Here is a 15,126-nt window from a genome sequence, read left to right on the forward strand (position 1 = left end):
GGGGCTCGCAACTGCCTCCCGGTGAGCTTTGATGCGGGCCGACGGTTGCGACGATCTTGGCGTTGCGTGAGCGGCGCATCGTGCCCCTCCAAATCATGAGATCATAGTTGCATGAAACCCGGCAGGGCTGTTCATAAGATGTTCAAAGCGGTGCTGGTTGGACCATCCACACCCTTGACTTTACCCCCGGTCCGTCGTCGCAGGGGAACAGGAGAGAACATTCGGCTTACGCTCCCGATGCCGCCGCGAGCTGCTCCTGTCGCGCCGACCGCACGATGCTGTCGACTGCGCGGTAGGCGAACACAATCGCCGGGCCGATCGTAATGCCTGCCCCTGGGTAGATTCCACGCATCGGCGAGGTCATGTCATTGCCGCAGGCATAAAGACCTGCGATCGGCGCGCCATTTCCATTCAGGACCTGTCCCTCTGCATCGGTTGAGAGGCCGGTGGCCGTTCCAAGGGTTGCCGGGACAATTGGGAGTGCGATGAATGGGCCGGTTTTGATAGCCCCAAGGTTCGGGTTTTTCTTTCCGACCGCCGGATCTCCCAGCGTACGGTTGAAAGCCGATTCACCGCGGTTGAAGAGCGGATCGCGTCCTTCAGCTGCGTGGGCATTGTGTTCTTCAACGGTTTTTTCGAGCTCTGTCGGGTCGAGGCCCAATTCCGTCGCAAGCTCCGCAATAGTCCGGCCAATCTCGATGTAGCCCAACCGAGCATACTTCTTGATGCTCAATGTCCATGGCCAGGGGAGCAGGTATCCCATGCCCCTGAGGCGGACGAATTCCTTGTCGCAGATGAAATAGAACCGCTTGTCCGCCGGATAACCGTTGTTGAACATGGCAAGGCAGATATCATGATACGAATTGGATTCATTGACGAAGCGCTTGGCATTTGGCCCCACCGCGATGACGCCTGGACGGCCACGATCAAGCCAGCCGTACGGGACCACTTGCAAGGAGCGGCCGCTCCTGAGGATCGAGACGGGCGTCCAGAAGCCGCTCGATGCCACGTCATTATCAATTGCCGCTCCGAGCTTGCCTGCGAGCTCAATACCATCACCAGTGACATCGCTGTGGGCGAGCGTATCATTGTGCTGGTGGGCTCCGCTGAGCTGGGCTCGCAATTTTCCGTTCCGCGCAAAGCCACCGGTTGCCAGGATCACTCCGTGCGAGGCGCGGACCCGGAGATCGGCGCCACCTCGCCTGACGATTGCGCCAGTAACTCTCCCGCCTTCCCTCGTGAGTTCGATCGCCGGGCAGCGTGGCCAGATTTCAACGCCATATCTACGAACGCTTACCAATAACCGCGCGATCAGCGCATTGCCGCCACTGAGTTCAGTGCCCCTCCTGTAGCGCAGCCGGTCGCCTGCGTAGCGGCTCACCCGGCCGAGGACGTGTTTGAACGAGGCAACCGACTGGAAGGGGTTGAGGAAGCTTCTGACCTCGCCGGACGAAATCATCATACCGCCGAGCACGACGCGAATCGGATCACCTATCAGGTCGAAATCCTTGCCAAGAAGCCGCCCGTCGTAAGGTACTGGGCTCAGCGCCCGGCCCTTGTCGACCCCGCCGATTTGGCTCGAATGATAATCCGGAGCGGAGGCCAGTGTGAACTTGACTTCACTCCCATTCTCCAAGCTGGCGAGCGCCGTTGGGCCGTCTTCAAGATAGGCGTTCACGAACTCCGGGCGATAGTAGTTGCCAAGTTCGTGTTGCAGATAGGTCTTCGCTTTCGTAATCGAATCATCGATTTTCGCGGCTCGGGCCTGCATTGAGCATGGAACCCAGATCATGCCGTTCGAGAGCGCGGTCGTGCCGCCAAGCCGGTTAGACTTCTCGCAGACCGTGACGCGAAGTCCGGCCTTTGCCGCATAGAGCGCTGCGGACAGTCCGGCGGCGCCGCTGCCGATCACGAGCACGTCCGTCTGCGAATCGTGCGTTGGCTTGCTCGCTTTGGAGAAGGAAGCTGCATTGTTCAATTCGGTGATCGGGCTATTCATTCGTGCCTCGGTGTGGAGTCTGCAGTGAATGCTGACGCTCTCGCGGGAGCGGAACGGCTTTGAATTCTTCGGCTGCAGCCTTCACCGCCCGCTCGATCGGGATCCGTTCGATGGAGGAGGCGCCAACGAAGCCGACACATCCGGTCGATCGGTAGACTTCCGAGGTATCCTGGGGCTCAGCGACTGCGCCGCCGTGGCAGAGAAGGGTGACGTCCGGGCGGACGGCCTGAGCTGCAGCATTGATGTCGTTGATGCGCCTGATGGCCTCTTCAATCGACTGTCCCTCCTCATGCCCCACAAGCCCGCCGCGGGTTGCGCCGACATGTGGGACGATGCAGTCGGCTCCCGCCGTTACCATCGCTTTGGCGTCGTGCGGGCTTGCGACATAGGCGAGCGAGAAGATGTTCTTCTTGCGGGCCGCCGCGATCATCTCAACTTCACGCTCAAAGCCGAGCCCGACGCGGTTTCGACGCTCACGCCATTTCTCACCCATTGTTGAAATGGTCGGGTAGTTGATCACGCCGGAGAAGCCGGCAGCCCAGAACTTGTCCAGAAGGTCATCGAGGTCGAGCCGGAGGGGATCCCAGGCCTCGACACCGCCTATAACAGGAACGGAGGAGACGACATTGCGGATCTCCGCCGCTAGCTCAAGCGTCCGCGCATTGGAATCGCCGATCCGGCTCGTCGGCAGCCCCATCAACCGCGATAACCCAGTACTGTAGACCACGAGCATATCAGCCCCGCCGAGAGCTGCGCATTTTGCGACGAGCCCGCAACTGCTCGCCGCGGCAAGCACTGCCTTTCCCGCCGCAACTTGAACCGTGATCTTTGCGAGTATTTCGGCCCGATCAAACATCCGCACGCGAGGACCCTCCTGGTGTCAATCGTTCGACGATCCACGATGCGGCCGCGTCTGCAAATTCCGGATCGTTGATGTGACAATCCAGCTCGCGGGCGATAATCGAGGGCGGTAGGTTTTGCCTGACAGCGTCGAACCAGGCTCTATCGGCTTCAGGGTTTCGAAAGATTCCACCGTCTCGGTCATAGTCAGACACCCCCTTGGCCGGCCACAACACGAGGGCAGGCGCCTTTGCTTGCGAAAGGCGCTCTGCTGTGAGCCTGCCTATGCGCTCGTTCTCCGAGACGGTCGTGCGCATGAGCGTCGTGAAGGGAGTATGCGAATAGAATTGGCGTCCCTTGAACTCGGCAGGCACGCTCGAGGGAGGGCCAAAATTCACCATGTCGACAGCTCCCGGCGCGATAAGCTGAGGTATCAACCGGTGAGAAGCTGCTTTGAGCCGATCGGGACCTGCACTGGCGGTGCCGCCGACGAGCTCGTCAGCGAGCTCGGTTGTGGTCAAATCGATCACCGCATCGAACTCACCGGCGGACACGAGCTGCTCCATCTTGCGGCCCCCGGCGCCATTGGCCGGAAAGACAATCGCGTCGACGCCTGCCTCTGCCAGCCGCGCTACACAGCGATTTGCCGCCGGGGTCGTCACGCCAAAGGCCGTGATCGCTACAGTCTTTGTCTTCCGCCGCTCTCGAGCAGGCACATAGTGCATCGCCGCAATGGCCCGCCCTGCGTTGTCGAGAACGCGCTCGGTGAACGCGTTGATTCCGAAGAGATCGACCAGGGTCGGATAGAGGATGATGTCATTGTGGAGGGCGAGTTCGGCCAGGAGGGCTGGCCTCGCGCTGCTCACCAGCAGCTTTGGGAATCCATATGGCAAATCCGATACAACTTCACCGAAGACTGCGCTGCCTTTGCCGCCCGCCACTCCGACGACTGCGTCGATCGCACCTGATCGCAGGAGCTCCTTGACTTCTTCACGCGCGCTTGCAGCTATTTCCCGTAAGAGCTCGGCGGGTGCAGCCACCCGTGCATCGCTGCTATCCGCCTCGCTTCTGCACCTTCTGTTTGATGTGCCTACATCGATCGTAAGAGTCTTGCGGCCCCACTGTTCGATGACGCGCGCGAGATAAGTGCTTTCGCGGCCCTTTGTGTCCAAGGTTGCGATAATCGCGACCTTGCCCGCAAGATCGGAGGCGTGACCATCCCGGACCGACTTCTGGTCGCCCACGCAATGGTGAGACACGATCTTCCTCCTAGACGTTTCTGGACATTTGGAGGTCTAGATCGAAGTAAAATGGCTCATAAGGCCGGATACGAGCGCGACTGGGTAAAATTGGGTAGGTGCCAACCGGCGCGTTGCGGACGCGCGATCTCAAGCGGGTGACGGTGGACACTACCGTGCAGCCCAAGGCCATCACCTTCCCGACCGATGCCAAGCTGGTCCATGCGGCGATCAGGGTGCTCAACCGGCTGGCCCGCGCGCATGGCCTTGAGCTGCGGCAATCCTATCGGCGCATCGCCAAGCAGGCGGCGATGATGGCGGGTCGTTATGCCCATGCCAAACAGTTCAAGCGCCATCGTCGGCAATTGCGCCTGCTGCGGTCGCGGCTCGGCCGCCCGATCCGAGACATCCGCCGCAAGATCGCCGGCCAGCCAGAACTCGAAGCTGCGTTCGAGCAACCGCTTTCGCGCGCAGGCCAGATCCGCTCCCAGGAGCAGCGGCAGCGCGGATACAAGCTTTACTCCTTCCACGCACCCGAGGTCGAATGCATCGGTAAGGGCAAGGCCTCAGCGCCGTATGAGTTAATGGCATGGATCACGCCCGCTCTCAACGGCAAGGTAGAGCCCCGGCAAGAGAAGGAGCGCAAACCATGTCCATACGAACATTGTCACGATCGGCATTGATCTAGGCAAGAACACATTCCATGTGGTGGGGTTCGATGCAACGGGTGCAATCATCCTACGCAAGAAGCGATCGAGAAATCAGCTTGAGCAGTCGCTGGCCAATGTTCCGCCCTGCCTGATCGGAATGGAAGCCTGTGCAGGAGCACACCACCTGGGTCTCAAGCTCGAGAAATTAGGCCATCAAGTACGGCTCTTGCCAGCGCAGTATGTGAAGCCATACCTCAAGGGCCACAAAAATGACTTCCGTGATGCCGAAGCCATCGCAGAGGCGGCGCAACGCCCGACCATGCGCTTTGTCCCGTTGAAATCGGCCGAGCAACTCGACTTGCAGGCGCTGCACAGAGTTCGCAGTCGATTGGTGACACAGAGAACCGCGGTCATCAATCAAATCCGAGTTTTTTGCTTGAGCGAGGGCTGCCAGTTCGGCAGGGAGCGGCAGCACTCCGATTGGCACTTCCACAGATTCTCTCGATGCTCTCGGATAACTTGTCGCCTCGAGTGGTTCGGCTCATTCAGGACCTGGCCGAAGACTGGCGCTTTCTCAAGCGGCGGGTCGCATCGATCACGAAGGAAATCGACGAACTCGCTGATCAAGACGCACACTGTCGCCGCCTGACGAGTGCGCCGGGTGTCGGACCAATCATCTCAAGTGCGATGATCGCCGCGATCGGAACTGGTGATGCCTTCCATAAGGGCCGCGACTTTGCAGCATGGCTCGGCCTCGTACCGAAACAAATTTCGACCGGCGATCGAACCATTCTCGGCCGCATATCGAGGCGTGGCAATCGGTACCTCCGAACGCTGTTCATTCAAGGGGCCAGAGCCGCACTTCTAAGGCGTCAGAGTTGGCCCAGGCATGGCTTCGGAGCCTGGTTGGAAGCAGCATCCAAGCGGCTCCACTCGAATGTACTGGTTGTCGCCCTGGCCGCAAAACTCGCGCGCCTAGCCTGGAGCATGCTCGCAAAGGGCCGTGATTACGACGCCAACTTCGTGGGCCACGCCGCGTAAGACACGGCCGGGAAGGAGAAGATCCACGGTCCAACTGGAAAGGCACAACATCCCGCCGAGGTTTGCGAGACGGAAAGGACGATGGAGCAACGGTTGCACCGACACTTCTGAAGCCTGGTTCGACGCCATGGCCCTTCTTGAGGCCGGCGAGTTATTGAGGACAGAAGTGGGCGGATATCCATAATGGCTCGAGGCGAGAGCCTCAAATCGAAGCCGGATAGATTGGCGCAGACCGCTACATCCGTTTGTCGATTCCTCTTGCAACGCGGGCGTGGTCCATAGATCGGCGTCAAGGCTTCGATCGTCACCACCAATGCCCGCGCCCGGGCGGCCAGTTCGTGCTGCACGCCAAGGCGCTGCCGGGTAACCCCTATCACAGGCACACGCTCCGTGAGGTCATCAACAGCACCGAGACGCTCACTGGCTGCGGAATCGAGCGCGCCTATGTAGACAAGGGCTATCGCGGTCACGAAACGGAAAACCCGCGCCGCGTCTTCATCTCCTGCCAGAAGCGTGGCGTCTTCGGGGTGATCAAACGCGAACTCAGGCGCCGCTCCGCCATCGAGCCCGTGATCGGTCATATGAAGACCGACGGACACCTCGGCCGCTGCCATCTCAAGGGCCGCGACGGCGATGCGGCCAATGTCGTCCTGACCGCCGTCGGCCACAATCTTCGCCTCGTCCTCGCCTGGCTGAAGCTTCTGCTGCACCTAATCTTGAACGCTTTGATGCAGCTGCTCCCTCTTACACCTGCGCTCAAACCAGATTCTTAACGGACGACTATGAGGCGTTTCGAACAGCCAGAAGCAAGCTACCGATCCTGGCGCAGTTAGTCCGACGCGTCGAAAAAGCTGGCCGCTATTCAGATATTATCGGGCATCTGCGGCGTTCCTCCGGCCACGCTCAGGACTAGCGACCTAGATGTCTTGGCCACCGTCGGTTGGCGCCTTGTGGCGGCCGCCTGTGAGCGCGCGATCATCGCGCTTCGGCAGATTTCCCGTTCGTTTTAACGCGGACGGGTCGTTGGCAGCTCTTCGGCGTCGTCGGTTGCGATCGTCGGATCCGCCAAATCGTAACCGAAGCCTTCGTAAACGAACGCGCTACGGATCAATTCGCAGTCACGCTCGCTGACGCCGACCTGTCGGCAGACCCTATACCAGGACTCCCCAATGGTCGCTTTCATGCCGTCTACGATTGCCGTTGCCTCTTCTTTTGATAAGAGGAAACGTTCGCTCTGCGAGAGCAAATTGAGCCGGTTGGCGTAACGCCCCCAGTTGCCAAACGCCATCGCCAGGTCCCGGCGCTCCAAGGCAATCATCGGGTTCGGGGTGAGGTCGTATGCCGGTGATAGAGACCACGCTTGGTCCTTTGCCAAGATGGCGTGGTTACGTGGATGATCGTCGGTATTGGAGATGAGAGCGTTAAAGCACACCCGCCGAAACAGCTCTGGCAGATCTTTCGACTGAGTTCCGGATGCGGCTCGCCGAATTTCGTCAGCCAGCAGGAGATATGACCATCTTCGACGCTTATCGACAGTATCAGGCGTGTCATCGGCATCGAGCAGCGTCAAGGCGCTCACCATCCTGCTGCGGTGGTAACCCTTCTCCGCCTTATTCCGATCGAACCGTTTAATCAGGACGACATCTTTATCGCCGATCGTGGTCATCTGACTCTCTGCGCACGAGATCCCGCACCCGCGAGCAAGGGTCAGCATGGCGTGCTCGACCCGAGGGTTATTCCATCGATCGTCGCGGTGGGGGAATTTCGCGAGCCAAAGCGCACCCTCGTCCTCGACAGTAGCCTTCGGCCGCGCACCCCCCATCGAAGTGCCCGCGCGCATCAACGCCTCTGCCTGTTCAGCGTCAGCACCTGCTGGTGCTGCTGCTGGATCCTTCTCGGCGGCAACGATCTGGTCGGCTACTTCGATTAAACGCGCCAAGTCCAGCGTCTTGTTGAACGTACGAACAGGTGCCGGCGGTTGCACGTTGAGACCAAAACTCAAAGCGCCGGCGCGATCGTCGGGTGAATTGAGCAGATATTGAATTTCGCTCGGCGACGGATTGCCCAGACGAGTTTCGATCAGCTTGCGTCCCCAGGCGTCCGGAGAGCTGTCGCGCAACGCGCCAAAATTGCCCCGCAGCTTCGTTGTCCGGAATGGCGGAACTTGAATCTTGAGCTCGACCGGATCGAACTCGACGCGATCCTTTCGCTCGAGGTAGCTGCGGCCATAGACGAATTGTCCAACGGCGGCACCTTGGCGTGTCGTGTCGAGCTGATACCGCCCGGCCGTAACCGGTTCTGTCTGGCCTGGCAGCGTGATATAGACGAAACATTCCTCAGAAGGCATTGCTTGGTCCCCCCCCCCGTCGCGCACGCTCGCGCTCATCGAGGCCGCTTAGAGCGAGCCCCTCCTCATCGTTCTTCGGGTTGGCAACGTCGGCAAGAGACGGGAGAAGATTCATTGCCCACAGCATGCCGAGATACACGCCGGCACTGGTGCTCAATTTCCCGTTCTCAGCATCGGCGATGACGTGCCGATCTACGCCCAGCTTAGTTGCCAGCTCTGTATGGCTCAGGTTGCGGCGCAGGCGCGCGGTCCGGAGATTGTTGCCCAAGCGCTTGATCGCTTCCTGAACGGCAGAGGGTGGTGCGCTGATAAACTGACTGCGAGGAGGCATGGCGTCTTAAGGCTCCATTAAAATGCTTTTTTGGCGCCTTATGGCACCAAGGAATATAACACTCCTCTTCGGCTATGTCAACTTCTTGGCGCCTTAAGCTACCGCAAAGTCGTATATTGGCGCCTTAACACGCCAAAACTTCCCTAAAAGGCTGAGAATTGCCCGTGTGCACCTTGCGCCTCAACATTGGGCCCGCTCATCCGATCCCGACATGCATCAGATGGGAAACCAATTGACGGCGGCCTCGCGAGTACATAACAGGAACATCGAAGACTGCCCTTTCAACCTCGCTCAATGCGGCAAAGCCAGTTCTTTGCCAAAGAGCGGGCGATTTCTGCCCGGCTCAAAAGTGCGGATTGCGTGGAAAAGGGCGGCGACCGGCAAACAGCATGTAGACATCGCCGCCGCAGACGGCCCAATCGCACTTGGATGATTTTCAATCGGGACCGGTCGGAATGGGGAAGTTCATGAACTTTAAAGCAATCGCAGCCGGCGCTTCAACTGAACCGACCTTGCAATGCCCCAACTGCAATCACGAGATCCACCTGACGGAATCATTGGCTGCTCCGCTGCTCGCGGAAACGCGTCAGCGCTTTCAGGAACAGCTGGCGAGCAAGGACGCCGAGTTGGCTCGAAAAGTCGAGGCGCTGCGGCTGGAACGCGAGCAACTTACGAGGGAACGCGAGCAGCTTGAAGACCGGGTCGCACAACGATTGGCGATAGAGAGGGCGCAACTTGCCTCTAGCGAGGGAAGGAAGGCGCGCGAGGCGGCTGCCGCTGAGCTACAAGCGAAGGAAGCGGAGGCTGCAGAGCTAAGGGCCAGCTTGGCCAACAACAACCTCAAGCTGGCCGAGGCCCAGAAGCAACAAGCCGAGTTGATGCGACAACAACGAGCGCTCGAACAGGAAAAGCGGGAGCTCGACTTAACCATAGAAAAACGCGTGCACGCATCCATCGGGGAAATCCAGACTAAGGCAAGGCAGGATGCCGACGAAGCCGCGCGCTTGCGGGTTGCGGAAAAGGACCAAACAATCGAATCCATGGCCCGCACGATCGAAGAGTTGAAGCGCAAGGCCGAGCAAGGTTCGCAACAGTCGCAAGGTGAGGTTCTCGAACTTGAGCTGGAGGAGTTGCTCCGGGGAAGGTTTCCCACAGATCTGATTGAGCCTGTCGGCAAGGGTGAGCTCGGTGCCGACGTGATGCAGCAGGTGAACGGCTCGATCAGTCAACCCGCCGGCATCATCCTATGGGAGTCGAAGCGGACTAAGGCATGGAGCGACGGCTGGCTTGCAAAACTTCGCGATGATCAACGCCGCTGTGGCGCGGACGTGGCGCTTATCGTCTCACTGGCTCTACCAAAGCATGTAGAGCATTTCGATCTCATCGACGGCATCTGGGTTGCTCATCCGCGATGTGCGCTCCCGGTTGCAGTGGCTCTCCGCCAGGGACTTATCGACGTCAACAGTTCGCGCATGGTTCAACAGGGACAGCAGACCAAGATGGAGCAGGTCTACCAATACCTGACCGGCACAAAATTCCGCCAACGGGTGGATGCCGTGGTCGAGAAGTTTAACGAAATGCGCGAGGATTTGGATAAGGAGCGCAAATTCTTGGGAAGGCAGTGGGCCAAGCGCGAAACGCAAATATTGGCCGTGATCGAATCGACCGTCGGCATGGTTGGTGACCTGCAAGCGATTGCCGGCAAGGCGATGCCGGAGATTCCCAGTCTAGAGGTCCCAATGTTGGAAGCCGCAGGCGAACGTGACTGGAAAGTAGGATAAGGCATCGACTGACCATCGACATCGGGCTGACGCGAGTGCGCCGGAAGAGCAGGATTTATCGCATACTGCCTGGTTTCACCGTTCGGCCCAGCCATCCAGGCGCCGTAGTAGAACATGCCCCCAGAAATTTCTGCCTTGCCGAAGGCCGCGCCTTCGCCTGCCGCCAACCATACTGCTGGCGGCACACTCGAACGAAGCTTGCTTATCGCTGGTGGCGGGCTTTGACCGGAATTCGGAAGCTCGGAATGCCGCTCTGAAGGAGATACGTTCTGCGACCTGCCCCTCAAAGTGAGATAGAGGAGCCAAACAACCCCGGCTGCCAGAACACACGATCCTATCGCGGCTGCGTGTTCCACAACGAATCGATAGATGGCCATAATAGCCACCACCAATCCGCCAATCAGGACCAGAAAGATGGTCCCGGCGTCAGATGATTTACCCCGTCGTCGCCCCATGGATGGTAGTCTCTAGCCCGCGCTCTGTAGCCTTCCTTCGGGCGACTCTTGCACGACGCACAACTCGCGGCAACGGCGTGGCTACAGTCAGTCACAATGAGGGAAAAGCACTATACAACAAGGCTCTGTAGCCCCTTATTCGACCACCGACCTGGTTCCGTGCCGCTATAGGAAATCGGCGCGGCCGCATCAGCGCCCGTACACAGTAAGGATTTGCCTTGGTGCGGGCAGCCCACCATGGGATCGCAAAAGCCCTACCGGGCACCTAAGGCGATCTCACATCACCGGGCGAGAATCGGATAGATTGACCGAGCCGTCACCGGCGACTCCTTTGTCACAGTCGACAGGCTGGCTCCAAGGTGCGGGCTTGCGAGTTAGCAAGCCGAGCGGCGGGCTCTATCCCGCCTGACAGCGGAGGCCTTCGCCATGGCAACTCGTGGCAAAGGACCCAAAGACGTGTTTGTGAAGCGATACTCGCGATGGAAGGCGGGCAAGCGCGAGCAGGTGCGCGATGCGCACCGTGCTGCGGCTTACCGTCTAAGCTTGCGAAGATCGAAAGATCAGCTGGTGTTTGGGTTCTACCAATCAGGCCCGGCCTGAGAGGGAGCCGGTGACGGTAGCTTTGGGCGGGACCAGGGGCAGGCGAACGACCTTCTTCGCTCCCGTGATGGCCTCTTCCGCCACGCGCCATCCAATGGACCCGTGCAGCTTCCACAGCCGCGCCCACGTGCGAGGCAATTGACTGAGATTGTCGGAATCATCCGCTGCCGCGTCGGAAAAATCCGGATTCACCGCGCCGAGGTACCCATCGAAATAGGGCACCAACGCTATTTCGAGCCCCCGCTCGATCAGGAGATCATAGTTGGTTGAGAAGATTTCGACTGGTTTTGCCCGCTGGACGGAGCTCAACCAAGCCGCGAACTCAGCATGAAGCTGAAACCCCTTGGTCGGATCAACACTTACTCTCTGATAGATTGCCTTGCAGATCGCTCGGTCCAACTCTGTCGCAGCAACGCCAGTGAAGCCGCCGGCCGCCGCAGTTTTGCTGTCGCCGATCATCTCGCGACAGAGCCTTACGCGGTTTAGTACGTGCTCAATGTGCGCCCCTGCCCCGACTTCGGACAAGACGCGATCATACTCAGGTTGCATCTTGGCGTCGAGTTGACTCCGAACGTTTGAGGTCAGCTGGACTACACCATTCAAACCAACTGCTTGCGATGTGCCCGCACCAAAGAAAACAATTAGCCTCCGGCGGTCAGACGCCAGCTGTTCTCGGAGCTCCTCGCCCTCGCGCATGGATCGAACGTCGTCACGCCGGCGCCTCCACCTATCAATCTTTAACTGTGTTTCGTATCGGGCCAGACTGACACATTGATGCAAGTCAGATACCGAATTTCCCGATCGCGATGGTCCAATCGCCAAGGCGCTCTCGCCGTCGGTCCCGGCTTGGCTCGCCGGTCGGCATGGGAGGTCCGAGAATTTGAGCTAATCATTAGATCAACATCACAATCTGAATAGACATTCAATTGGGGAATTCCCTAGGGCGCGCGCGCCGCGGGTCAAATGAATCGTCACACGCCGACATGCCGCCGCCGATCCAGCGCGTCTGGTACTTCACGGCCATCTCTGCTTCACCATGCTCACCATCCTTGTCATAAACCTTCGAGACCATGACAATGGTCTCATCGTTGCCGTGGCTGGTCACAGGATCACCTACGCGCGTCATTTCTTTTTCGGCACCAGGTTGAGACTGACCGTGCCGCAGCTGCAGCGGAGCACCTCCTTGTCGCCCTTGATAGGTGAAACGCAGAGGAACTCACCGCAATCGGTGTTGGGGCATTGCATCAGTCGAAGCAATTCCTGAAACGAACTCGCGACCGCAACGAATTCCTTCGGTTGCAGATCCGCCCAGGCGTTGTAATGGACGGCCTTGTTGATCATCCATTCTTCCGACTTCGTTGCGGCGACACGTTTCTTGGATTCGACCTGGAGCGTTTCGGCCTCCTGGATATTCTTGCCCCATGAGGCCGCCGAATCGCGCGCCTCCTGGAGGCGGGCTTTCCAGGCGGCCAACACGTTGGGCCAGAGATCACCGAGATCGTATTGTCCGTTACCGTGATATTCGATGCGAGCACGCAGGTTGTCAGCCAGGATCGTCGAGGTGAATTCGAGGTAGCGGCGCAACGTTCCCGCCGCCTGCGGGACATTGCCCTTAGCCAGGTATTCGTCGATCTGCGTCCAGACGTCGCTTTCGGTCCAGACCTGTGGGCCGCCGTCAACCGTCCAGCCGCCAAAGCTGAGCGTGCTCTGGACCAGCTTTTCGCTCTGCATGAACTTGAGCCACACCCCGTCGTGGGTGGTCAGGATAAACTGCGTGTTGGGAAACTTCTGCTTCAGGAGCGCACAGACCTCACGCCGATGGCCGGCATCGACAGACATCAGCACATCGTCCAAGACGGCGAGCGTGAACCCGTCGCCGAGCGTATGCTTCACCAGTGCAAGATAGAGGCACAGACCCATACCATCTTGATGGCCCTCGCTATGGTAGGCGCCAGGCGGAAACTTGCCCCGGCCGTAGAAGTCAACATCGAAAGCGAGCCTGCCGAACGACGGCGAGAGCTTACCCTCGAACTTGTCTTCATCGTCACGGTTGATGAAGCTGTAATATTCGGTGAAATCCTTTTGCACCTTGTCGTAGATGCCCTCCAGGATGGCGGTGCTGACCGCGCCGTAGTGGCTCAGCACGGCCGACGCTGTCTCGGCCTGCTGCGCCGACACGCTCAGCGCGCGCCGGGTCACGCGGCATTGATCGTATTTTTCCTGCGCCACGATCAAGAATTCCTTCGCCACTTCCTCCGTTGAAGGATCTGGCAACGTGTCGATATGAGCCGCAAGACCGTCTGTGGCTTGAAGCAGCTCGGCCGCGATGGGCGAGCCCAATCGGCCGAGTGCTTGCAGGGCTTCAGCAATGACCGCCGGGTCGCCAACGACCTTATCGAGGATGACGCGGTCGCCGTCGAGCGCCTTGGCCTGAGCGCCGAGCGCCGAAGCATCTATCGGAGGGTTGGCCTTCTCGCACCATTGGGCCACCTTGCCGGCGTCCCGGACCACCGCCTGCAGGTGCGCCGTAAGAGGAGCAATTGCCGCTGCAAGCTGCTCCAGAACAGCAGACGCGGCATCGGCTTTTGCAATCTTCTCCTGAAGATGGGCAGCCAGCGCTGCCATTTCCCAGGCGTTGTCACAGAGCGGGCAAGCATCTTCCTCAAGAAGGTCGAGCCCCCGCTCGAGCAGCGCGCGTTGCTTGACCACCTTCAACAATGCCGGGTCATCGGTGAGCTTGGTGAGCGCGGCAACAGCCGCAGCCCTATCACCGGTTATTCCCGCCTGCTGCGAGGCAGCGAGACGATCCAGATAGGCTGCAAGGTCGCTCTTGGCACCAAGCTTGGAAAAGGGTTGCAGCGTCTTCTCTTTGACCTCTGTATTGACGCCTTCCTTCAGGGCATTTGCCGGCGCGAGGTCCGTGACCGGGTCGAGCTTCAGAACGGCACGCCGGGCATTTACCGCAGTAAGCAGCTCATTCTTTTTGGGAGCCGCGATGCCGAGGTGCCGGAAGAAATCGGATTTGGTACGCTGATCTTCCGCCTGAGCCCGGGTGTGGTCGCGCTTTGCCTCATTGGCAACGCGCTGGAACGAGGTCCGCAGCTTTTCGAGTTGATCGAGGCGCAGAAGCTCCTGGACGTATTGCGACCGCTTCCCCGCCGGGACGAGGATGTATTTGATGATCTCGCGACGAGACAGTGCAAACTCAGGATGGGTTTCGAGCTGTGCGAGAATGGACTTGGCCTCGGTGTCGTTCGGCTCCAGCGTCGCGGTCGTTGCGTTCTTGACGCTCCGTTCGATCGTGAAGCTTTTCTTCAGGGCAGGCGCATAAACCTTGAGGCGAACCAGCGCGTTCTGGGGCTTCTTGCTCGAATCTACGTGCGGGGCGTGCGCCTTGACGCTCAGTTCAGCCGTACCCGTGCCACCGAGCCGGGTGATGTTTCCGGTGAGGGCGAACTCGATGGCATCCACGATGCCGCTCTTGCCGGTACCGTTCGGTCCCGCGACGCCGAGGCTCCTGCGCCCGAGCGAACGCTTCAGATGACGGATGCCGCGGAATTCGACGATCTCGATTTCCTCAATCTGGATCATCGTTCTGCTCCGCAGGGGTGAAGATCGCCTCCCGCAGGCTGTCTGCGTCAAGCTTGTGTTCCGTGAGCGCCTGTCGCAACGCGGTGAGCGATGCCGACGGCAAAGTCTTATGGTCCTCAAGCCTTTTCATGAAAGCGTCGATCACGGACGAGACCGTCGACGAAAAGGGCGGGTCACTCTGAGCAGCCATCTATGTCCTTCCCGTCCGCCGTACCGTCGCGGCCGCTGCCGCGCGTCGCTCGCTGATTCGTGC

10 protein-coding genes and 3 pseudogenes are annotated in these 15,126 nt (G+C 59.5%); 4 read left to right on the forward strand and 9 right to left on the reverse strand.

What is annotated here, in order from left to right; translation table 11 throughout:
* Positions 1-226: 226 nt before the first annotated feature.
* The 3 genes from XH96_RS33290 to XH96_RS33300 are packed head-to-tail and all read right to left on the reverse strand — an operon-like array spanning position 227 to position 4,098.
* On the reverse strand, positions 227-1,999 hold the full coding sequence (locus tag XH96_RS33290; RefSeq protein WP_194389656.1) for an FAD-dependent oxidoreductase: 1,773 nt from the start codon (positions 1,997-1,999) through the stop codon (positions 227-229).
* Entirely contained in the window at positions 1,992-2,855 is an 864-nt protein-coding gene (locus XH96_RS33295; RefSeq protein ID WP_092219763.1) for a phosphoenolpyruvate hydrolase family protein, read from the reverse strand. The genes XH96_RS33290 and XH96_RS33295 overlap by 8 nt, the downstream gene beginning before the upstream one ends.
* Positions 2,848-4,098, reverse strand: coding sequence for a Tm-1-like ATP-binding domain-containing protein (locus XH96_RS33300; protein WP_246789860.1), 1,251 nt, complete (start codon positions 4,096-4,098; stop codon positions 2,848-2,850). Before XH96_RS33300 ends, XH96_RS33295 begins: the two co-directional genes overlap by 8 nt.
* Positions 4,099-4,205: 107 nt before the next feature.
* Here XH96_RS33300 and XH96_RS33305 point away from each other — a divergent pair.
* From XH96_RS33305 to XH96_RS33315, 3 pseudogenes are all read left to right on the forward strand, one after another.
* Positions 4,206-4,703, forward strand: a pseudogene (locus tag XH96_RS33305) (IS5/IS1182 family transposase); the annotation flags it as partial.
* Between the two features lie 37 nt (positions 4,704-4,740).
* Positions 4,741-5,768 (forward strand): annotated as a pseudogene (locus XH96_RS33310) (IS110 family transposase).
* Between the two features lie 288 nt (positions 5,769-6,056).
* Positions 6,057-6,541: pseudogene (locus XH96_RS33315) on the forward strand (transposase); the annotation flags it as partial.
* A gap of 233 nt (positions 6,542-6,774) precedes the next feature.
* On the opposite strand, the gene XH96_RS33320 reads toward XH96_RS33315, so the two are convergent.
* Both XH96_RS33320 and XH96_RS33325 read right to left on the reverse strand, forming a co-directional pair.
* On the reverse strand, positions 6,775-8,115 hold the full coding sequence (locus XH96_RS33320; protein WP_092219807.1) for a type II toxin-antitoxin system HipA family toxin: 1,341 nt from the start codon (positions 8,113-8,115) through the stop codon (positions 6,775-6,777).
* The gene (locus XH96_RS33325) at positions 8,105-8,446 is read right to left on the reverse strand and encodes a helix-turn-helix transcriptional regulator (protein WP_092219765.1); all 342 of its coding nucleotides are present in this window, start codon (positions 8,444-8,446) and stop codon (positions 8,105-8,107) included. The genes XH96_RS33320 and XH96_RS33325 overlap by 11 nt, the downstream gene beginning before the upstream one ends.
* Positions 8,447-8,913: 467 nt before the next feature.
* Here XH96_RS33325 and XH96_RS33330 point away from each other — a divergent pair, with 467 nt between their 5' ends.
* On the forward strand, positions 8,914-10,227 hold the full coding sequence (locus tag XH96_RS33330) for a DUF2130 domain-containing protein (protein WP_092219808.1): 1,314 nt from the start codon (positions 8,914-8,916) through the stop codon (positions 10,225-10,227).
* A 1,040-nt stretch (positions 10,228-11,267) separates the two neighbouring features.
* On the opposite strand, the gene XH96_RS33335 is transcribed toward XH96_RS33330, so the two are convergent.
* The 4 genes from XH96_RS33335 to XH96_RS33350 form a co-directional block, all read right to left on the reverse strand.
* On the reverse strand, positions 11,268-11,978 hold the full coding sequence (locus XH96_RS33335) for an SIR2 family protein (RefSeq protein WP_194389657.1): 711 nt from the start codon (positions 11,976-11,978) through the stop codon (positions 11,268-11,270).
* A gap of 226 nt (positions 11,979-12,204) precedes the next feature.
* On the reverse strand, positions 12,205-12,408 hold the full coding sequence (locus XH96_RS33340; RefSeq protein ID WP_210337808.1) for a hypothetical protein: 204 nt from the start codon (positions 12,406-12,408) through the stop codon (positions 12,205-12,207).
* The gene (locus XH96_RS33345) at positions 12,405-14,873 is read right to left on the reverse strand and encodes an AAA family ATPase (RefSeq protein ID WP_194389659.1); all 2,469 of its coding nucleotides are present in this window, start codon (positions 14,871-14,873) and stop codon (positions 12,405-12,407) included. Before XH96_RS33345 ends, XH96_RS33340 begins: the two co-directional genes overlap by 4 nt.
* Complete coding sequence (locus XH96_RS33350) at positions 14,860-15,063, reverse strand: hypothetical protein (protein ID WP_194389660.1); 204 nt, start codon at positions 15,061-15,063, stop codon at positions 14,860-14,862. Before XH96_RS33350 ends, XH96_RS33345 begins: the two co-directional genes overlap by 14 nt.
* Between the last annotated feature and the right edge of the window lie 63 nt (positions 15,064-15,126).

The organism is Bradyrhizobium sp. CCBAU 51765, from assembly GCF_015291725.1.
GTDB classification, from domain to species: Bacteria; Pseudomonadota; Alphaproteobacteria; order Rhizobiales; family Xanthobacteraceae; genus Bradyrhizobium; species Bradyrhizobium liaoningense.